A 20,368-nucleotide genomic window follows, 5' to 3' on the forward strand; every position below is an offset into this window, starting at 1 on the left:
AGCGCCGAGGGCTGGGAGGGACCGCTCGTTCGTCGTCGGAACCGAGTCGCCCCACGCGGTAGACTCGCTTCCCGACATGGTCTTGCGCGATCCCTCCCGCCAATCCGCCGCGACTGTCGCCGACGATTCGGCGACGTCGCGGCGTGCGCTGTCCCGGCGTTCGCTGCTGACCGGGGTCGCCGGGCTGGCCGCGCTCGGCGGGGTCGCGGCCTGCAGCACTTCCGATCCGCTGGTCCCTCGCGATGCCGCGAACGTCGGCGGCGACGACCGACTTCCAGTGCAGACCGATCCCCCGGAGATCCCGAACGATCCGCCCGTACTGACCGGCAGCTTCGTCTCGACGAAGATGGCCGGCCGCGACACCCGGTGGGCGGTGAGCCGCCCCAACGGTGTGACCGGCGAACTCCCGGTGGTCGTCGTGGCCCACGCGCTGAACACCGACGAGCGCAGCATCTTCAGCAAGGCGCTCAACATCCAGGGCGTGGTTCAGCAGTACGTGGACGCGGGGAACCCGCCGTTCGCGGTGGCGAGCGTCGACGTGGCACGCAACTATTTCCACGCTCGCACCGACGGCACCGACGGCGCCGCGATGATCGTCGACGAGTTCATTCCGATGCTGGACGGCGACCAGCGGCTGAACCTCCGGACCGACCGCATCGGTCTCTACGGCTGGTCGATGGGCGGATACGGCGCGCTCCGACTCGGCGCTCTCATCGGCGCACCGCGGGTCGCGGCGATCGCCGTGAGTTCCCCGGCGATGTGGGCCGACCCCGCGAACTTCCCGCCCCGGGCGTTCGATTCCTACGCCGACTACCAGGCCAATTCGTTGTTCGGGCAGCAACACGCGTTCAGCAAGATCCCGCTGATGATCTCGATCGGCATGGCCGACCAGTTCTACACCTACACCCGGCAATGGGCCGCAGACCTGCATCCTCCCGCCGCCTTCTCCACCACGCCCGGCGGACACACCAACCGGTTCTGGCGGTCGGTGCTGCCCGATCAGGTGGAGTTCCTCGGCCGCAATCTCGCGCGCTGATCGAGATCGACGAGCGGCCCCGGCGTCAGACCGAGGGCGGGAACTGGCCGCTTCGAACCACTGCCCCGCCGGACAGTGTCGCGGTCACATCGGTCGGACCGCCCTGCGGGCAGCAGAACGGATCGTCGTCGCGCAGCCACCGGTACCGGACGGTGACCGAGTTCAGGGTGTCGCCGGCGACCGAGGTGTACGAGTACTCGTGCGGCTCCACGGTCCCCAGATACTGGCCGCCGGCGAACAGCAGAACCCTCGAGGTGTAGGTGGCGTCGTTGAATCCGCTGCCGTCCACGAGCATCCAGTCCAGTCCGCAGCCGTGCGCCAGCGGGTGCTCGCTGGCACCCCGCGGCACCCACGATCCGCCGTTCGAGTCCGGTCCCAGCGTCGCGATCGCATCCCGGGCGAGCGCCGAGTTCAGGTCGAAGCACAGCCCGTGACCACTGCCCGGCCGGCCGGCGTCGGTATCGGAATCGGTATCGGCGACCGATGTGGTCTGGGCGACGGGCGTGCTCCGGACGTCCCGGTCGGGCGCCGCCGGCGGCTGCACACCGGGTTCGTCGACCGTCTCCTGCTGCTGTGCGGTCGGCTGCTGTGCATCCGGCTTCGGGTCGGAACCGTGTCGCGACTGGCTCGGCACCGTCGACTCCGCGGTGGTCGCAGAGCGTGCCGCGTCGGTCGCCGTGCCGGCGGTGGTGCATGCGGTCAATGCCAGACCGAGCGCCGCCACCGCGGTCACCCCTCGCACCGATTGACTGATCCTCATCGTCGCCTCCCTCGAATCTCCCGACCTCACGGGATAGATCGACGGCATGCGAAGCGGCGTGACCCCGCGTCATTCGGGCGGAGGACGCGCGCGATCAGATGGAGATGAGTCCGTCTTCGGCGGCCTTGCCGATGTCGGTCCGGAAATGCGCGCCCGGCAGCCGCACTCCGGCCAGCCGCTCGTAGGCCTGCGCCCGCGCGGACGCCAGATCGGCGCCGCGGCCGACCACCGACAGCACACGCCCCCCGGAGGAGACGATCCGGCCGTCGGCGGAGACCGCTGTTCCCGCATGCAGTACGCCTTCGGCTGTGGCGCCGGTGATCGCGTCGCCGGTCCGGGGGCGGCCCGGGTAGTTCTCCGCCGCGAGGACCACCACCACGGCCGCACCGTCATGCCACCGCAGCGGCGGCAGATCGGCGAGCGTACCGCGAGCAGTCGCGGCCAGCGCCTCGCCCAGCGGCGATTCGAGCAGTTCGAGCACCGCCTGTGTCTCGGGGTCGCCGAAGCGGCAGTTGAACTCGACCACTGCGGGCCCGTCGGAGCCGATCGCCAGGCCGGCGTACAGCAGACCGGAGAACGGCGTGCCCCTCCGGGCCAGTTCCGCGGCGACGGGTTCGCACACCTCGTCGACGATCCGATCGACCATCGACTGCGGCAGCCACGGAAGCGGCGTGTACGCGCCCATTCCGCCGGTGTTGGGTCCGGCGTCGCCGTCGCCGACGCGCTTGTGATCCTGCGCGGGCAGCAGCGGGACCACCGTCTCACCGTCCACCAGGCAGAACAGCGACACCTCGGGACCGTCGAGGAAACTCTCGAGCAGCACCGGATGTCCGTGTTCGAGGCAGTCGGCCGCGTGGGCACGCGCCGCATCGCGGTCGGAGGTCACCACGACGCCCTTGCCTGCGGCCAGACCGTCGTCCTTCACCACCCAGGTGGGACCGAAGCGGTCCAGCGCGGCATCCAGGTCGGCGGGGTTGTCGACGATCTCCGCTCGGGCGGTGCGCACGCCCGCCGCGGCCATCACGTCCTTGGCGAAGGCCTTGGACCCCTCGATCTGCGCGGCCGCGGCACTCGGACCGAAGGTGTCGAAGCCTGCTTCGCGCAGGGCATCGGCCACCCCGAGGACCAACGGGACCTCGGGGCCGATCACCACCAGATCCGCGTCGATCTCCCGAGCCAGTGCCACGACGGCGTCGGCCGACGCGACGTCGACGGAGTGGTTGGTGGCCAGCGCGGCCGTACCGGCGTTGCCGGGCGCCGCATGCAACTGCGTCACCGACGGATCGCGGTCGAGTCCGAGGAGAAGGGCATGTTCGCGGCCGCCCGAGCCGATCACGAGTACGCGCACGCCGTTCAGGGTAGTGGGTCCGGCCCGACGGCGATGCCACCGCCCGGCGACGGGGGCGCGATGCCGTCGACCGGGTGGATCAGCGTCGGCGAGCCGACGCCTCCACCAACAGCAACGGCAGGACCGGAGTCAGGCACCCCACCACCACGCAGGCGAGCAGCCCCACGCCGGACACGGCCAGCACCCCGCCGGCGATGAGCGGCACCGACGCCGCGAGGAACAGCGGGATCAGCAGCCGGTCGGCGCCGGCCAGCAGATAGAACATGACGATCGTACCCAGGCAGAACACCGCCAACGGCACCGCGACGGCACCGTAGACCGCAGCTTGGGAGATCTCGGCCTCGCCCTCCAGCCACATCGCCACCACGTGCAGGCCGGCGCCGACGGCCGCGCAGCCGATGACGATCGGCATGCTGCCGTAGCCGAAAACGAAGGCCATTCCCGGCCGCGCCGCCAGCGGGCGCCCCACCTCGAGTTGGAAGTACAGCCACCACATGGCGAACGTGACGCCCATCGCTGTCAGGCCCAGCACCGCGGTCTCCGTGCTCCAGCCGGTTCGTCCGATGACCGCCTGCAACACCGCGACCGTCCCGACCACACCTTCGCCGAGGGTGATCACCACCAGCGTCGAATACCGTTCGACGATGTGCCCGGGGTGCCAGGGAGTGGCCCGGAACCGCGTCTCGGCGATCGCGGGCCCCAGCAGTTCGGCCACCATGCACACCGCGATCGCGATGAGCGTGGGCCCGAGCGTCATCGAGACCGCGGCGACCGCCACCCAGCCCACCTGCGCGACGGTCGTCATCAGCGCGTACGTCAGACACGTGGCGCGGTATTCGGGAGCCTGTACGGCCGCCCGCAGCCACTGCACGATCATTCCGGCGCGCATCACGATGTAGCCGATCACCACCACCGCGAGGTCGACGTGGCGGTTCGCGTCGATCGACGCGAACACCGGCGGCAACCCGATCGCGATGATCGCCACGCCGACCATCTGCACCAGTGTCAGCAGCCGGTACACCCAGTCGTCGGTGTCGAAGGCGGAGGAGAACCAGGCGAAGTTGATCCAGGCCCACACCGCGGCGAAGGTGGCGATGGCGTAGCCGATCACGGCCGCACGGTAGTGCCCCTCGGCGAGGTACTCCGCCAATTGGGCGCCCGCGATCGAGAAGGCGACGACGAAGACGAGGTCGTAGAAGACCTCCAGATCGCTGGCGGCCCGGCCGTCCTCGGCCGGATCGCGTCCGGACATGCGCCGGATGGTGGTCGACACGCTCACGTCGAACACCGTAGAGCCCACCGCATCGGGGGCCAAGGAACCGGCGGAGCGACTGCGCGCCGCGCGCGGTCGCCCCCGCATCCGCCGATCGCGCTACTGCGTCACGTTCTCCTGGTACCCGGTGATCCGATCCACCAGGAGTTCGGCGAACCGGAGCAGTGGTGGGCGAGCCGCGAGCGCGGGTTCGCCCGCGGCGAGGAACACCGTGCTGCTCGGCGGGTCCCGACGGCGGTCCAGTCGCACCAGGGCCCCGCTCCGGACCTCCTCGTGAACCAGATAGCTCGGCAGGACGGTGACGCCGAGCCCGGCGAGCGCCGCGGCCTTCATCGCCACCAGATCGGGCAGGACGATCGTCGGATCGAACCGCGGATCGACTCCGAACACCGTGTTCCAATACCGCCGCAGCAGCGGGAGGTGATCGTCGTAAGCGATCAGACCGGCCGCATCCAGTTCGGCGGGCGGCTCGGTCCCGTCGGTCAGTCCCGGTGCCGCGACCAGCCAGAACCGCTCCCGGGCCACCGGCCACGCCCGGACTCCGGCTCCGGTCGGCCGGATCCCGGAGACCACCGCGAGGTCGAGCCGCCCGGCGTCGAGTTCGGCAAGCATCCGCCGCGAATCACCGAATTCGAAGGCGATTCGCGGCAGACGCACAGTGTCGCCGGCGAGCGCCGGAAGCAACTGCTCGGTGACGAACTCGCACGGTCCGCCCAGCGAGACCATGAGACCGCCGGTCGGAGACCGACGCAGATCACCGGCGATCAGGCGGTCGATCTCGTCGAGATGCGTCGCGATCTGTGCGGCGATCTCGTGAGCCGCGACCGTCGGCACCGTGCCGTCGGCGCTCCGCTCGAACATCCGGACGCCGAAATGGTCCTCGACCAGGTGGATGTGGTTGGCGACCGTCGGTGCCGAGACCCCCAGGTGCCGAGCGGCCGCATGAAACGACCCCGACCGGTACACGGCCAGCATCGTGCGCAGGTGATCCTGCGAGAGGCGTCTGGTGGACGACACACAACCATCGTCCCACCCGGGCGAGAAGAACGACGGTGCTCCGGCGACGCGGCGTCCCCGGAGCACCATCGGTCAGTTCTTCGGCGACGTGAGGTCGTAGAGAGTCACACCGTCGACCGTCGTGGCGGTGAAGTGCTCCTTGACCCACGAACTGATCTCCGACGACGTCCCGCTCTCCCCCATGCCGGGCATTCCGCCGAAGCCCTCACCCCCGCGATCACCCCGGCCGCCCGAGATGAAGTAGTGAATCCTGCCGTCGGCGACGTACTGCTTGAACTGGTCCAGGGTCGGCGACGGGTCGGTCCCGTTGAACCCGCCGATCGGCATCACCGAGTATCCGCTGGCGATCTGATAGCCGGAGGCCTCGTTGGAACCGATGGCCGCCGCGACCCACGTGTACCGATCGGCGTCGTTCCGCAGGACCGCGACCATCTCGTCAGACGGCGTGGATCCGTTCAGCAGGCCGCCCGCCGGTGAGGCTCCGGGACCTCCGCCCGCCTGGCCCGGGGCGCCCATGCCCGGCGCACCGCCCATGCCGGGGAATCCGCCACGTGCACCGGCCTGCGTCCGGCCCGCTCCCGGTGGCCCGAACGCGCCGTTGAACCGGCCGTGCCGACCGTGCCCGCCCCCCGGCCCGAATTCGCCTTCGACCTGGGGACCGGCGCTGATGATCGAGCCCTGCTTAGCCGTGGTCACCGTGTCGACCGTGTAGGCGAGCGGACCCGCCAGGCCGGCGAGAACCGCGAGCGACGCTGCGACCGCGGCGAGCACGCCACGCTGAGCCCCCAGCATCAGCGCTCCCGCGACGATCCCCACGACGAGGACGACGAACCGCAGCCACGGGACGAAATCGGCCGAGCGGTTCAGCAGCACGAATCCCCAGATCGCCGCGGTCCACGTCGCGGCGGCCAGCACCAGCCGAACCCACAACGCGGCCCGTTCGCGCCAGCACACGACCGCCGACACCGCGATCACCGCCGCCAGAGCGGGAGCGATGGCCGCCGTGTAATAGCTGTGGAAGATGCCCGCCATGAAGCTGAAGACGCCGACCATGATCAGCATCCACAGTCCGAAGACGCTCAAGTAGGCACGCCGCAGATCGGTACGTGAGGCCCGCCCGATCAGAACCAGCGCCGCCACTCCCAGAATCAGGGACGACGGGATCAGCCAGGCGATCTGACCGCCCTGCGCCGGCTCGAACATCCGGAGCCAGCCGGTGGAGCCCCACATGCCGCCGCCCGGGCCGCCGGCGCCGGGACCCCCCGGACCGCCCTGGCCGAACATCTCGGCTGCCGCGCCGCTCATCTCGCGAGCGCGTCCGCCACCGCCCACGCTGCCCTTCTCGTTCCCGTCGAGCCGGCCGAGACCGTTGTAGCCGAACGTCAGCTCGAGGATCGAGTTGTTCTGCGAACCGCCGATGTACGGACGGCTCGACGCCGGCCAGAGCTCCACGGCCAGGACCCACCAGCCGGCACTCACGATCAGCGCACCCAGTGAGGCGAACAGATGCCCGATGCGACGCAGCCACCGTCCGGGACCGAACGCCAGGTAGGTCACGGCCATCGCCGGAACGATCAGCATCACCTCCAGCTGCTTGGTGAGGAAACCGAATCCGACCGCCGTGCCTGCCGCGACCATCCACCACACGCTCTTCGCGCCGGGCTCCATCGCGCGCAGCACCGCGCCGCACGCCGCGATCATGAGCAGGATAAGCAGGGCCTCGGGGTTGTCGAACCTGAACATCATCGCGGCCACTGGGGTCAGCGCCAACACGGCGCCCGCACCGATGCCGGCCCAGTGGCCGAAGTAGCGGCGGGTGATGAAGTACAGCAGCGCCACCGACCCGACACCCATCAGCACCTCGGGGACCAGCACCGACCACGAGTTGAGGCCGAAGACTCGCACCGACAGCGCGGGGATCCACAGGGATGCGGGCGGCTTGTCGACGGTGATCGAGTTCGCCATGTCGGACGACCCGAAGAACCACGCCTTCCACGACTGCGAACCCGCCTGGATCGCAGCCGTGTAGAAGGAGTTCGCCCAACCGTTGATCGAGAGATTCCACAGGTAGAGGACGGTGGTCCCCACCAGCAGCGCCGCCAGCGACAGCCGGCGCCACAGCGCACTGCGCGTCCGGTCGGGATCATCGGGCAGGGGTTCGGCCGGTTGCGGCCGATCGAGGACGGTCGCAGTCATGCGGCACTCCGTTCGATAGAGGTCTGCTCGGCCGGCGCCGCGACGGAGGGGCGCCGGCGGAACACCCACCGCAGCCCGACGAAACGTGTCGCGGTGGCGACGAGGTTGGAGGCGACCAGGACGGCCAGTTCCAGTGCGCGGCCGGCATCCGGGTTCCAGCGGTGCAACGCGAAGAGCGAACCCGCCGTCACCGCCCAGCCGAAGAGGAACACACCCCACCCGAACAGGTGGTGCCGCGCCCGGTCCTGGCGCCCGCGGACGCCGAAGGTGAAGCGGCGGTTGGCCGCGGTGTTCAGCACCGCGGTGATCGCCAGCGCCAGGAAGTTGGCGGCCTGTGCACCGGCCGGCCGCAACAGGAGATACAGAAGCGCGAACGCCACCGTCGACACCAGGCCGACGGCGCAGAACCGGGCCAGCTGACCGACCATTCCGTGCGGCACACCGTCGATCACCGGCCCCGGCAATCGATCCCGTCCGAGTGTCTTGCGCAGTTCGGCCACCGGGATCCGACCGGTGGCGAGCGCCCAGCCGACGCGTGCGCACCCGCGCAGATCGGCGATCGCGGTGGCGACGATGTCGACTGAACTGTCGGGATCGTCGATCCAATCCACCGGAACCTCCGCGATTCGCAGACCGACGCGTTCGGCGAGAACCAGCAGTTCGGTGTCGAAGAACCATCCGGTGTCCTCGACGTACGGCAGCAGTCCGCGGGCCACATCGGTGCGCATCGCCTTGAAGCCGCACTGCGCGTCGGAGAAGCGGGCGCCCATCGCGGTGCGCAGGATCAGGTTGTACGAGCGCGAGATGAACTCCCGCTTGGCGCCCCGGATCACCCGGGACGAGTGCGACAGCCGAGTGCCGATCGCGATGTCGGAGTGCCCCGAGATCAAGGGGGCGATGAGCGGCATCAGCGCATTGAGGTCGGTGGAGAGATCGACGTCGCAGTACGCGACGATCTGAGCGTCATTGTCGCGCCAGACGTGGTTGAGCGCCCGCCCCCGCCCCTTCAAGTCGAGGTGGACCACGCGAACGCCCGGGATCTCCGCCTGCAGCCTCAGCGCGATCGCGAGGGTCGAGTCCGTACTCGCATTGTCGGCCACGGTGATCCGCGCCGGATACGGCACGCTGTCGGCCAGATGGCGGTGCAGCCGGCGAACCGACTGCTCCAGATCGTCTTCTTCGTTGTAGACCGGCATCACCACATCGAGGACCGGTCGGTCGGGCACCGACTCGCCCTCGGTCGATGCCCGGCTCAGAACTTCTGTCATGGCTACGAGAATCGTGCGGTTCGCTCCCGCGGCCCTGGGCCACTGCTGGGAGATTCCTGTGGATGACGGAGTCGTTACAGTCCGGGAGCGGCGATACATTGGGCGCCATGGTCACGTCCCCACCGCAGCAGCTCACTCCCCCGCAGCGGGAGATCGCCGATCAGGTCATCACCTCGCTCGCCGGCCCCGACGCCCGGCTGCGGGCGGACCAGGAGACTGCGGTGGCAGCCCTGGCCGCGCCCGGCGCCCGCGTGCTCGTGGTGCAGGCCACCGGCTGGGGCAAGTCCGCCGTGTACTGGGCGGCCACGGCCGTCATCCGTGCGGCCGGCGGCGGACCGACCCTCATCGTCTCGCCACTGCTGTCGCTGATGCGCGACCAGGTGGCGGCGGCCACGCGCGGCGGACTGCGTGCTGCCACAGTGAATTCGGCGAATATCGACGAATGGTCGGCCATCGAGGGCGCGTTGCTCGACGGTTCGCTCGACGTACTGCTCGTGTCGCCCGAACGACTCGCCAATCCGGGTTTCGGTCGCCGCGTGCTCGAAGCTCTCGCCGGGCGGCTCGGCCTGGTCGTGATCGACGAGGCCCACGCCATCTCCGACTGGGGACACGACTTCCGTCCCGACTACCGGCGCGTGTCGGACGTGCTTCAGCGGCTGAATCCGCAGACCTCCGTGCTGGCGACCACTGCCACCGCCAACGCCCGCGTCACCGACGACGTCGCGGCGCAGCTCGGCGACGCCACGCTTGTCCTGCGCGGCCCGTTGGCACGGAAGTCATTGCATCTCAACGTGATCGATGGACTCGACCCACTGCAGCGGTACGCCTGGGTGGCACAGGAACTACCGATGCTTCCCGGTTCCGGAATCGTCTACGTGCTCACCGTCGCGGACGCCGATCGCCTTGTCCGGGCGATCCGCGCCGTCCACGGGGACGAACTCGCGGTCGCGGCCTACACCGGCGGACTGCCCGCCGAGGAAAGGCATCGCCTCGAAGACGATCTGCTCGCGGGCCGCGTCAAAGCTCTCATCGCGACGTCGGCGCTCGGGATGGGTTTCGACAAACCGGATCTGGGGTTCGTCGTGCATGTGGGAGCACCGCCGTCTCCGGTCTCGTACTACCAGCAGGTGGGCCGTGCCGGCCGTGCGCTCGACGAGGCGGTGGTGATGCTCCTCGCCTCCCGGCTCGACGACGCGATCTGGGAGCATTTCGCCACCGCGACGATCCCCGACCCGGCGCGCATGGAACGACTGCTGCAGACGCTGGGCGACGCCGACGGCCCGATGACGGTCCCGGGCCTGGAGTCCGCGACCGGTATCCGCCGCGGCCGCGTGGAACTGATGTGCAAACAGTTGGCGGTCGACGGAGTGGTCGAGCGATCGAGCGAGGGGTGGTCGGTCACCGGGAAGCCCTGGGTGTACGACGCCGAGCACTACGAGGGCGTCCTCGCCGTCCGGCGTCGCGAGGCCGACATCATGCGCTCGTTCATCCGCGGCGAGAAGTGCCTCATGCGTCTGCTGACCGAGTCCCTCGACGATCCTCGCTCCCAGGACTGCGGGCGCTGCTCGGTGTGCCGGGGCGAGATCACCCCCGGGCTCGCCGAGGCACCGGAGACCCGGATCGTCGCCGAGGTCGGAGCCGTGCTGCGGCGCGACGCCGAACTCCTCGAACCCCGCAAGATGTGGCCGGGCGGCGCCTTCGGCAGCCGCGGCCGGATCCCGCCCGGCGCCATGGCCGAACCGGGACGGGTGCTGGCCTTCGCCGACGCACCCCAGTGGCGCGATGTCCTCGACGCCGCGAAGGCCGGCGACTCGGAGGCGTCGAGCGCGCTCGCCGAAGCCGCCGTGACCGTGGTCGCGCAGTGGGGACGGTCGTCGAGAGTGCGGCCGGACGTGATCTACTCGCTCGACCTCACGGGCGGCACGCTGGCCGCTACCCTCGCTCAACGACTGCGCGAGGTGGGCCGCCGCACCGGCGACGCGCTCCCGGTGCGGCCCGGTCCGCGGCCCGGCCGAGAGGCCACCGGCGCGGACGAGGCCGCGTACTGGCGCGACCACCTCGGGCCCATGCCCGCTGTGTCGGGCGCGGTGCTCCTGGTGGTCGACGAGACCGGGTCCGGCTGGCCGGTCACCCTCGCCGCCGCGGCACTGCGCGAGTCCGGGGCCTCCGCCGTCCTGCCGCTGGTGGTCCACAAGACCGCGTGAGGCGCGGCCGCGACGGCTCAGTCCGGGACGTTCTCCCCGTAGCCGAGCGCGCGCAGGCTGACGCGAATCCGCTCGGCGGCGTCGTCGAGCGACTCCGGCGAGGGATTCTGGTCGGCCTTGGTCAGATCGAACGACTCCAGCGAGTGCGCCGGGAACACGTGGATGTGCAGGTGCGGCACTTCCAGACCGGCGATCAGCATGCCCATCCGCGGGGCGTCGAAGGCGTCCTTGACCGCTCGGCCGATCTTCTGCGACACGTCGGTCATATGCGTGAACGTGGGCGTGTCGATCTGCTCCCAGTGATCGATCTCCTTGCGCGGCACCACCAGCACGTGTCCCGGAGTGACCGGCGCGATGGTCATGAAGCCGACCGAGACGCCGTCCTTCCAGACGAAGCGGCCCGGCAGATCGCCGTTGATGATGTGCGTGAAGACCGAAGGCATGACCCGAGTGTAGGACGAGCCTCAGACCTCCGCAGGCGGGTGGTCCGGCTCGTCGGTTCCGGCGGCGCCGGCGAATCCCGCGGTGTCGATCCGGGGCAGGATGAACCAGAATCGCGCGCCCTCGCCCGGTGCGGTGTCGACCCCGACCCGGCCGCCGTGGGCGTCGACGAGCGCCGCCACGATGGAGAGGCCGAGTCCGTTCCCGGCCCCCGGGACCTCCCGGTGGCGGGAGTGATCGCCCCGGTAGAAGCGCTCGAAGACATGCTCGGCGTCCTCGGATGTCATTCCCGGTCCGTCGTCGACCACCGTGACCCGCACGTCCGACGGCGACGATTCCACGACCACCCGGATGTGCGCGTCCGGCCCCGCGTGGGCGACGGCGTTCCCGACCAGATTGCGCACCACCTGTGTCAGCCGGGCGACGTCGCCGACCACCACCGGATCGCCGGTGGCGGACGGAACGTCGAAGGCGATGTCCGATCCGGGCGCGCCGGCCCGCGCCCCCTCGACGGCGTCGGCCACCAACGGCACGATCTCCACCTCGCCGCGGTTCAGCGGGCGCTGGGCGTCGAGCCGCGCGAGGATCAGCAGGTCCTCCACGAGCAGGCTCATCCGGTCGGCCTCCGACGAGATCCGGCGGACCGCGTCGCCGGAGTCCACCGCGCCCATCGAGAGCAGCTCGGAGAACCCCTTGATGGACGTGAGCGGTGTCCGCAGCTCATGCGATGCGTCGGCGACGAACCGGCGCATCTTCTCCTCCGACCGCCGGGCCTGCTGCTCGGATCGGGCAGTCGCCGCGAAGGCCGCCTGGATCTGCGTCAGCATGGCGTTCACCGACCGGCCCAGACTGCCCACCTCGGTGTTCTCCGGGGCTTCGGCGACTCGCCGGTGCAGGTCGCCTCCCGCGATCGCGTGCGCGGTCTCCTCCACGCGGCGCAGCGGGCGCAGGCTCGACCGTACGAGCAGCGAGCTGAGCACGCCGATCACGATCACCACGACGGCGCCGATCCCCACCTGCAGCCAGATGAGACGGTTCATCGTCTCCTGGACGTCGGTGAGCGGGATCGCCACCACCGTGGACCCGAAGTCCGACTGCCGCTTGATGACCCTCCACTGCGGCCCCGGGCCGGCGGAGTCGACGGTCGTCGGCGCCGCGTCGCCGTCGGGCAGTGAACTCAGGTCCGGGCTCGACGAGAAGTCGCTGATCGTCAGGGTCATTCCGGTCGGCAGTTCCGTGGACACGTAGTACTGCGACGGCGGGCGCTTGGGGCCGGGCGGGCCGGTCCGGTGGTCGGTGGAGAGATCGCGGGGCCGGGCCCAGCCGTTGACGGCGTCGTCCAGCCCGGCGTCGGTACGCGAGATGAGGTTGCCGCGCATCGCCGAGGTGACCGCGAAACCGGAGAACACCAGACCGAGGGCGACGAGGACGGCGGTCAGCACCACCAGCGAGATCCGCAGCGGCACACCGCGGCGCCCGCCACGGTGCGGCAGGTGCGGATGCGGAGGGGGTGGGCCGGGCGGTTGCGGAGCGGGGCCGACGCCGGGCGGATTCATCGTCATTCGCGGGGCTCACGCATCACGTATCCCACGCCGCGCAGCGTGTGGATGAGCCGCTTGGGCCCGGTGTCGATCTTGCGGCGCAGGTAGGAGACGTACGATTCGACGACGTTCACGTCACCGCCGAAGTCGTAGCTCCACACGTGGTCGAGGATCCGCGGCTTCGACAGCACGGTCCCGGCGTTGACCATGAAGTACCGGAGCAGGGTGAACTCGGTCGGTGAGAGCGAGACCAGTTCACCGTTCTTGAACACCTCGTGCGTCTCGTCGTCGAGTTCCAGATCGGAGAAGACGATTCGGGTCGGTTCCGCCTCGCCTTCGCCGAAGCCGCTGCGCCGCAGCAGAACGGCCAGCCGCGCCACCACCTCCTCGAGACTGAACGGCTTGGTGACGTAGTCGTCGCCGCCGATCGTGAGTCCGTTCACCTTGTCCTCCACCGAGTCCCGGGCCGAGAGGAACAGGGCCGGGGCGTCCACACCGTCGGCCCGCAGGCGCCGGAGCAGGCCGAACCCGTCCATCCCCGGCATCATCACATCGAGGACCAGGATGTCCGGCCTGAAGGTACGGACGACGTCGAGCGCGCGCGGTCCGTCGGCGGCGGCGACGACCTCGTATCCCTGGAATTTCAACGACACCGACAGCAGTTCCCTGATGTTCTCCTCATCGTCGACGACGAGGACCTTGGCGGGTTTGTCAGCAGAAGTCATGGTTCCAGCTTGCCTGCCCCTCCGGCGGTCCGACTGGCAAGAACCTGGGAGATCACTGTGAGGGTCGCGCCCGGCCGTGCTGCCGCATCAGCGGCGACGGGAATCCCGGCGCTGGCCGATCGTCCCCCAGCCACCGGGTGAGCTCGTCGGCCCGCTCGGCGAGCGCGTCGCGGGCCTCGGCGGGAAGGTCTTCGAGCGGAACCACCCTCACCCCCTGTTCGGTCAGCACCCAGCCGCCGACGATCCGCCCGTCCCACCAGGCCGTCTGTCCTCCGTTGCCGGTGCGGTCGAACAACTCCGGACCGTGGGATCCCAGATAGAAGTCGCGCTCCCGCCAGCCCATGGTGGCCGGGTCCAGGCCGGGCAGCAGCAGTGCCCGCGGCGGCACCGGCTCCACCTCCGCGAGATCGTCGGACATCAGATAGCCCGTGGCACCCGAGTCCAGTTCCACCTCGGTCACCGGCAGCGATGCCAGTGCGGCGCGCACCGCGGTCTTGGTGGTGCCGAGCCACCACACCAGATCGGCTTCGGTGCCCGGACCGTACCGGCGCAGCCACCGCTCCACCAGTGCGACGTGCCCCGCCGCCTCGTCGACATGCGGCAGGGGCGCCCCCAGCCACGACGACATCGACGTCCACGACGGCCGCGAGCGGTGCCAGTCGGCGGCGTTCGGGCCGCGCACCACCTCTCCCCGCGCGGCCAGATGGTTGAGCATTCGGGGCAGCATCGGCGACGGTCCGCCGTACGACTTGCCGTGGTCGCGCATGATCTCGATGTCGAACTCCGGCAACCGTCTCCGCAACTCCGGTGCCGAAAGTGCGGCCCCGTCGGAGAGCTCCGCGAGAATCGCCTCGCGCGCCCGCTCGATCCAGGCCTCCGGATGGTCCGGACCGTCGTCGCGACGCAGATCGCGAAGGATGTTCGTCCGTTCCGAAGCTGCCACCCGGGGCCCGATCGCGCCGACCGCCTCGGCGAGCACCGGCCGGGTCATCACGAACAGCGTCCGGCGCATCACGAGCTGTTTGACCACCGAGCGCTCGTCGTACAACGCGGTCTCCACCGTCTGCGGGTCGGGCGCCGCACCCCGGGCCCACGCCGCCAGGTGGACCGTCGACGGCACGGTGGCATGAAGTCCGATGACGGCGTCGGCGACCTCGGTGACCCGGTGTCCGGCGGAGCCGTCCAGCAGATGGCGACGCAGCAGCCGAGCGCGCCGCTGACTGTCGCCGACGCGCGGTCGGGCGGTCACACCGAGCCCCGCTCGACCGGGGCGTGCGGGATGTGGCCGCCCGAGACCGCGACGACCGCCTCGATCTCGACCCGCTGCCCCGGGTAGGGCAGCGCCGACACCCCGAGGACTATCGACGGCGGAGTCGCGTCGAACGCGGTGTCCAGCGCGAGCCACACGGCGCCGAGCTCGTCGGCACCGGCGGCCGCGACGTAGACGGTCAGTTTCACGATTCCCGATCGCGCGGCGCCCCGCTCCGCGAGCAGGACGTCGAGACACTCGACGGCGCGGCGGACCTGCGCCTCGGGGTCGTTCGCGCCCACGATCGCGCCGTCGGCGTCGAGTGGCGAGATTCCCGCGGTGAAGATCAGCGCTCCGGGTGCCGTCTGTGCGCCGTAGGCGAATCCGCCGTCGTGCAGGGTCGCGGACCGGAAGTACTCGGGTTCGGTCATCGGAAGCTCAGCACCTCGTCTCCCCACGCGCGCAGCGTGCTGTCGTCCAGTCCGGTCACCGGGGTGTCCTCGGTGCCGCCGATCAACAGCGAACTGTGGCGCTGCGGCACGTACGCCTCCCAGAGCGCGTCGCCGTCCTCCCCGGTGTTCGGGTCGCCGTCCGCGGCGAAACCGAGCCAGCGGTACTGCATCCGGTGCCGCACCTTCTCGCCGGTGGCCCGTCCGCCGAGCGCGTACATCGGATCACGCCGGCTCGACGCCGGGTTGCCCCACACGTACGGCACCTCGGTGGCGTGCGCGGCACCGTAGCCGAGGACGCGGAGGAGCGGTGTGGCCCAATCGAACCGGTACAGGTACACCGGCGCCACCTGGGCGTGCGACTCCGCGATCCACACCGCGGGCATCCGGAATCCGATGTCGCGGGAGATGGCCATACTGCGCACTCCCGAGGGCACGTGACGGTAGGAGGAGTCGAGGCGGTCGGGTTCGGGGACGCGCAGCGTCGGCCGCTCGGTGCCGATCAGGGTGAACATCGCGTCCACACCGTCGTTCTTCACCGGAAGCAGCGGCGTCGACATCCAGCGGAACAGCGAGGTCTCGTGCCGGTTGGTCCCGATGAGCAGCGGGACGCGGTGCGCCTCACCCGAGACGATGGCCTCCATCGGATCCAGCGGCACCAGATCGCCGTCCACCACGGGGGCGAACGCGATGGTGCCGGGAAACCGGTTGGGCACCAGGTTGAAGATCGCCGACGACGCGTTCACCAGATCCAGCGCAGGCGTCCGGCGCAGTTCGCTCGGCCGCACGTACTCGGGCGGGAGCTCGGCCAGCAGCATGTTCGCGTAGCGCTCGGCACGCTCGGCGTCGTACACGGTGGTGGCCGGGGAACTCTGGGCGATCGCCCGATGGAACAGTCCCTTCGCCGCGGGCGAGGCCAGCAACGTGGTCACCACACCGGCGCCGGCCGATTCGCCGAACAGCGTGACGTTGCCCGGATCGCCGCCGAAACGCTCGATGTTGTCGCGCACCCAGCCCAGCGCGGCGAGCACGTCCGAGAGACCGCAATTGGCCTGGAAGGTCTCGTCGCCGGACGAGAGATGACGCAGATCGGCGAACCCGAACGCGCCCATCCGGTAGTTGAGGGTGACGATGATCGTCGGCGTCCCGCGGGTGACGGACGACTGCACCAGGGACCCCGGGTCGTACAGCGGCTGCGACCCCGATCCGCAGAGGTAGGCGCCGCCGTGGACCCACACCATCACCGGCAGGCGTGCGTCGGTGCCGGCCACGCCGCGCGGCGTCCCGACATTCAGATACAGGCAGTCCTCGTTGGCGAAGGCCTCCGGCCCGAGATCGATCACCTGCATCACCGGCTGCGGGCACACCGGGCCGAAGTTGCGGGCGTCGATGACCTCGCTGCGCTCACGGGGCGGCTGCGCGTGCAGCCAGCGTCGCGGCCCGGTCGGACGAGCCGCGTACGCGACTCCCAGCCACAGGTCGGCCGATGGTGTGCTGGTGCCCCGCAGCGGACCGTAGACGGTGTCGACGACGTGAACGGTGTCAGTCACGCCTCCATCTTGCCGGGCGATGGACCGGTGTGCAGCATGTGCCGACTCCGGGCCGCGCGGCCGTAGCATGGATTCATGACCAGTTCACTGCCCCTGATCCTGCGCGAGGAGCCGTTCTTCGAAGCCACCGAGGTGTCCCTGCCGGACGCGGTGCGGGTGGTGACCATGGAATTTCCCGAGGTCCGCATGGACGACCTGCCGGAGATCTTCGACGGCCATTTCCACCTGCTGGCGCAGGCTCGGCCGATCGGACCGGGCTTCGCCGTCTACGAGGGCGACGTCACCGACGAGTTCGACGTCACGATCGGTTTCCCCGTAGCCGAGCCCACCGACCTCGAGGGCATCGACAACGGGACCTTCCCCACCGGCCGCGCCCTGGTGATGTCGCACCTCGGCGGCTTCGACGGTCTCGGGTCGGCGTGGGAGCTGCTCATGGAGACCCATTTCGCCAGAGGGGGTGCGGTGCCCCGCGCGGTGGTCGAGATCTACGTGACCGATCCCAGCGTCGTCGCACACGACGACCTGCGGACCGATCTGCTGGTCCTCCTCTGAGGACCGCACCGCCGGGAGAGTGGAGCGGGCCCGACGCATCGGATGCGTCAGGCCCGCGGCGGAGCCCCCTGTCAGGATTGAACTGACGACCGCTCGCTTACAAGGCGAGTGCTCTACCACTGAGCTAAGGAGGCCTGCGGCGGAAGTATATAGGGTCACACCGCGAACCAGTAACGCCCGGTCCCCGGGCCGACGACTTACCTCGGGCACCTCCGCGGGACAACCCTCGCGGGCCGGTGCGTGCGATGCCACGATCGAAGGCGGCGGCCCCACCGGACCGCCTCCGCGACTGACCTGTGAGGAGGCAGGGTGCGTGTGAAAGCGATGTTCCGTCAGGGACTCGACAAGATTCTCGGCGACGCCACGGCCACGATCGACACGATCGAGCCGGGCAGCATCGTCGTCGCACCCCGCAAACCGATCCCGCTCGACGACGAGGCCGCGATCACCGAAGTCCTCGATCTCGCCGCACGTATCGGCGCGGTGCTCCTCGACTCGGGTACCGGCGCCATCGACACCGGCAACCAGATCGCTTTCGTCGCAAGCATTTACGGTCTCGAGGACGTCGTCGTGGACGTCACGTTCAACCGTATCCTGGTGAGTGCCCGGCGGGGCCCCACGCTGCCGCCGGTCACCACCGTGCGCACGGTCCACTACCGGTCGCTCGACTTCACCCGGCTCGCGCACGTCGACCGCCTGGTGCGGCGCATCCGGCAGTTGGCCATCACCCCCGGAACCGCGCACCGGATCGTCGACGGCATCGTCAGCGCCCCCCACCCCTACCCGTACTGGCTCGCGAATCTGGCCTGGGGCGTTCTGGCGCTGGGTATCTCGATCCTTCTCGGCGGTACCACGCTGGTGGTGCTGACGGCTTTCCTGACCACCGTCGTCATCGTCGCTCTCAACCGGCGGCTGGCCCGCATCGGAACCCCGATCTTCTTCCAGCAGATGCTCGGCGGGTTCATCGCCGTGCTCCCCGCGGCCGGCCTGTACCACTGGCGCGAGGCGCTCGACGTGAGTTTCGCGCCGTCGCAGATCATCGCGGCGGGGATCGTGGCGCTGTTGTCGGGACTGTCGCTGGTCGGATCGGTGCAGGACGCGATCACCGGGGCGCCGATCACCGGCACCGCCCGATTCTCCGAGGTCGTGCTGATGACCGGCGGGATCCTGGCGGGCGTGGCCATGGCGATCCGGCTGGTCGAGGCGCTGGGCGGGAGTCTGCCGGGCCTGACGACGACGTCTCCGTTCGGACCGTCGGACGTGGCCGCGACCGTGATCGGCGGAGCGATCGCCGCGGGCGCCTTCGCACTCGCCAGCTACGCCGAGCGTCGCGCGATCCCGGTCGCGCTCGGCGCGGGCGTGCTGGCCTCCGGGGTGATCAGCGGGCTCTCGCTCACGGACGCGGGAGCCATCGTCTCGGGTGCGGTCGCCGCGATCGTCGTCGGCCTCATCGGTGGTCTCGCCGCTCGTCGAGCCCTCGTCCCGCCACTCGTGGTCGCCGTCGCCGGCATCACCCCGCTGCTGCCTGGTCTGGCGATGTACCGCGGTCTCTACGGTGTGATGAGCGGCGAGACGCTGGCCGGCTTCGGCGAGCTGGCCACAGCCATCGCGGTCGGCTGCTCCATCGCCGCCGGAGTCACCCTCGGCGAATTCATCGCACGCACGCTCAAACGGCCCCGGCTGCCCGCGGCGCTGGCGCGCCAACGCGACGCGCTGCGCGACGGCCGGCCGCACGGCTTGACCCTCACGCGACGTAAGCCTCCACGCTGGAATCCATGACGGCGACGAACGGGGCCGACGGCACGGGGACGACCACCTGGACGGTGGGACGTCTGGCCGATCTGACCGGAGTCACGGTGCGCACTCTGCACCACTACGACCGGATCGGACTGCTGTCGCCCGCCAAGCGCACCGGAGCCGGCTACCGCCTCTACACCGAGGCGGACCTCGACCGGCTCTGGCGCATCGTCCTCTACCGGCGGCTGGAGATGCCGCTGGACGAGATCGCGGCACTGCTCGACGGCGACGGCGACCCAGTCGATCACCTGCGCAGGCGACGCGAGGCCGTCGTGTCCAGGCTGGGCGAGTTGACCGAGCTCGTCGCAGCCATCGATCGAGCGATGGAGACGCAGATGCAGCAACGACCAGCGACCGCCGAAGAGATGCGAGAGATCTTCGGCGACGGATTCCGCGACGAGTACCAGGCCGAAGCCGAGGAGCGGTGGGGGCAGACCGACGCGTGGAAGCAGTCGGCCCGCCGCACTCGCGACTACACCAAGGCGGACTGGGAACAGATCAAGGCGGAGACCGACGCGATCCACGCGGCGTTCGCCGCCGCCATGCGGGCGGGCGAACCCGCCGACAGCACGGCCGCCATGGACGCCGCAGAACGGGCGCGCAAGCACATCGACGAGCGCTTCTACGAGTGCAGCCACGAGTTCCACACCTGCCTCGGCGAGATGTACGTGAGCGACCCGCGGTTCACCGCGTCGTACGAGGAGATCGAGCCCGGACTGGCCCGGTACGTACGGGATGCGATCGTCGCGAACGCCGACCGGCACCGCTGATCGGCTCGGGTAGAATCCCGGCCATGGCAGCTAAGACGACCGACGACATCGCCGATGACGAACTGGAGCCGGTGACCGACGAGACCGCACACAAGGCCCGCCGCGTGGTGGCCGCTTACGCCACCGACGCCGACGAATGCCGCATGCTGCTGTCGATGCTCGGAATCGCTCCCGGCGAGTCCGCCTGACGCG

The 20,368-nt window shown here is 70.1% G+C and carries 18 protein-coding genes and 1 tRNA gene; 6 read left to right on the top strand and 13 right to left on the bottom strand.

The genetic code is table 11. The features are described from left to right. Positions 1-76 precede the first annotated feature (76 nt). On the top strand, positions 77-1,036 hold the full coding sequence (locus tag Y710_RS01450; RefSeq protein WP_006897316.1) for an alpha/beta hydrolase: 960 nt from the start codon (positions 77-79) through the stop codon (positions 1,034-1,036). A gap of 25 nt (positions 1,037-1,061) precedes the next feature. On the opposite strand, the gene Y710_RS01455 is transcribed toward Y710_RS01450, so the two are convergent. The 6 genes from Y710_RS01455 to Y710_RS01480 all read right to left on the bottom strand — a co-directional run bounded on the left by Y710_RS01455 (position 1,062) and on the right by Y710_RS01480 (position 8,898). Continuing rightward, on the bottom strand, positions 1,062-1,796 hold the full coding sequence (locus Y710_RS01455; RefSeq protein WP_045537849.1) for an LppP/LprE family lipoprotein: 735 nt from the start codon (positions 1,794-1,796) through the stop codon (positions 1,062-1,064). Positions 1,797-1,890: 94 nt separating this feature from the next. Continuing rightward, positions 1,891-3,144: a phosphoribosylamine--glycine ligase gene (gene purD, locus Y710_RS01460; RefSeq protein WP_197462894.1), complete on the bottom strand. Its 1,254-nt coding sequence runs from the start codon at positions 3,142-3,144 to the stop codon at positions 1,891-1,893. Between the two features lie 79 nt (positions 3,145-3,223). Next, positions 3,224-4,423 (bottom strand): low temperature requirement protein A, encoded by a 1,200-nt coding sequence (locus tag Y710_RS01465; protein WP_308128695.1) that lies wholly within the window; start codon positions 4,421-4,423, stop codon positions 3,224-3,226. Between the two features lie 93 nt (positions 4,424-4,516). Next, a complete protein-coding gene (locus Y710_RS01470) occupies positions 4,517-5,434 on the bottom strand; it encodes a LysR family transcriptional regulator (protein ID WP_169317722.1) in 918 nt (305 codons plus the stop codon). 72 nt (positions 5,435-5,506) lie between these two features. Next, positions 5,507-7,630, bottom strand: coding sequence for an ArnT family glycosyltransferase (locus tag Y710_RS01475; RefSeq protein WP_062366018.1), 2,124 nt, complete (start codon positions 7,628-7,630; stop codon positions 5,507-5,509). Further along, positions 7,627-8,898, bottom strand: a complete 1,272-nt coding sequence (locus tag Y710_RS01480; RefSeq protein WP_006897322.1) for a bifunctional glycosyltransferase family 2/GtrA family protein — start codon at positions 8,896-8,898, stop codon at positions 7,627-7,629. The genes Y710_RS01475 and Y710_RS01480 overlap by 4 nt, the downstream gene beginning before the upstream one ends. Positions 8,899-9,005: 107 nt before the next feature. Between Y710_RS01480 and Y710_RS01485 the strand changes: the two genes are divergently transcribed. Then, complete coding sequence (locus Y710_RS01485; RefSeq protein ID WP_062366019.1) at positions 9,006-11,102, top strand: RecQ family ATP-dependent DNA helicase; 2,097 nt, start codon at positions 9,006-9,008, stop codon at positions 11,100-11,102. A gap of 17 nt (positions 11,103-11,119) precedes the next feature. Here the strand turns inward: Y710_RS01485 and Y710_RS01490 are convergent, their stop codons facing one another. Genes Y710_RS01490 through Y710_RS01515 form a run of 6 tightly spaced genes read right to left on the bottom strand, consistent with a single transcriptional unit; the run spans position 11,120 to position 17,057 of the window. Then, positions 11,120-11,545 carry an HIT family protein gene (locus tag Y710_RS01490; protein WP_006897324.1) on the bottom strand — a complete coding sequence of 142 codons (426 nt, stop codon included), beginning with the start codon at positions 11,543-11,545 and terminating at the stop codon, positions 11,120-11,122. A 21-nt stretch (positions 11,546-11,566) separates the two neighbouring features. Continuing rightward, positions 11,567-13,105, bottom strand: a complete 1,539-nt coding sequence (locus Y710_RS01495; protein ID WP_082084040.1) for a sensor histidine kinase — start codon at positions 13,103-13,105, stop codon at positions 11,567-11,569. Then, entirely contained in the window at positions 13,102-13,809 is a 708-nt protein-coding gene (locus Y710_RS01500) for a response regulator transcription factor (RefSeq protein ID WP_062366020.1), read from the bottom strand. Before Y710_RS01500 ends, Y710_RS01495 begins: the two co-directional genes overlap by 4 nt. Before the next feature lie 52 nt (positions 13,810-13,861). Further along, entirely contained in the window at positions 13,862-15,058 is a 1,197-nt protein-coding gene (locus tag Y710_RS01505) for a winged helix DNA-binding domain-containing protein (protein WP_062366022.1), read from the bottom strand. Continuing rightward, positions 15,055-15,489 (bottom strand): RidA family protein, encoded by a 435-nt coding sequence (locus Y710_RS01510; protein ID WP_006897328.1) that lies wholly within the window; start codon positions 15,487-15,489, stop codon positions 15,055-15,057. The genes Y710_RS01505 and Y710_RS01510 overlap by 4 nt, the downstream gene beginning before the upstream one ends. Continuing rightward, entirely contained in the window at positions 15,486-17,057 is a 1,572-nt protein-coding gene (locus Y710_RS01515) for a carboxylesterase/lipase family protein (protein WP_062366024.1), read from the bottom strand. The genes Y710_RS01510 and Y710_RS01515 overlap by 4 nt, the downstream gene beginning before the upstream one ends. A gap of 75 nt (positions 17,058-17,132) precedes the next feature. Between Y710_RS01515 and Y710_RS01520 the strand changes: the two genes are divergently transcribed. Continuing rightward, complete coding sequence (locus Y710_RS01520) at positions 17,133-17,609, top strand: GyrI-like domain-containing protein (protein WP_062366026.1); 477 nt, start codon at positions 17,133-17,135, stop codon at positions 17,607-17,609. Between the two features lie 62 nt (positions 17,610-17,671). Here the strand turns inward: Y710_RS01520 and Y710_RS01525 are convergent. Further along, a tRNA-Thr gene (locus tag Y710_RS01525) sits at positions 17,672-17,743 on the bottom strand. A 190-nt stretch (positions 17,744-17,933) separates the two neighbouring features. Between Y710_RS01525 and Y710_RS01530 the strand changes: the two genes are divergently transcribed. Genes Y710_RS01530 through Y710_RS18875 form a run of 3 tightly spaced genes read left to right on the top strand, consistent with a single transcriptional unit; the run spans position 17,934 to position 20,364 of the window. Beyond that, on the top strand, positions 17,934-19,388 hold the full coding sequence (locus tag Y710_RS01530) for a threonine/serine exporter family protein (RefSeq protein WP_045539733.1): 1,455 nt from the start codon (positions 17,934-17,936) through the stop codon (positions 19,386-19,388). After that, a complete protein-coding gene (locus tag Y710_RS01535) occupies positions 19,385-20,176 on the top strand; it encodes a MerR family transcriptional regulator (RefSeq protein ID WP_062366028.1) in 792 nt (263 codons plus the stop codon). Before Y710_RS01530 ends, Y710_RS01535 begins: the two co-directional genes overlap by 4 nt. 23 nt (positions 20,177-20,199) lie before the next feature. Further along, a complete protein-coding gene (locus Y710_RS18875; RefSeq protein WP_006897333.1) occupies positions 20,200-20,364 on the top strand; it encodes a hypothetical protein in 165 nt (54 codons plus the stop codon). Positions 20,365-20,368: the final 4 nt, after the last annotated feature.

Source organism: Gordonia sp. QH-12, from assembly GCF_001578675.1.
In the GTDB taxonomy this organism is placed as follows: Bacteria; Actinomycetota; Actinomycetes; order Mycobacteriales; family Mycobacteriaceae; genus Gordonia; species Gordonia sihwensis.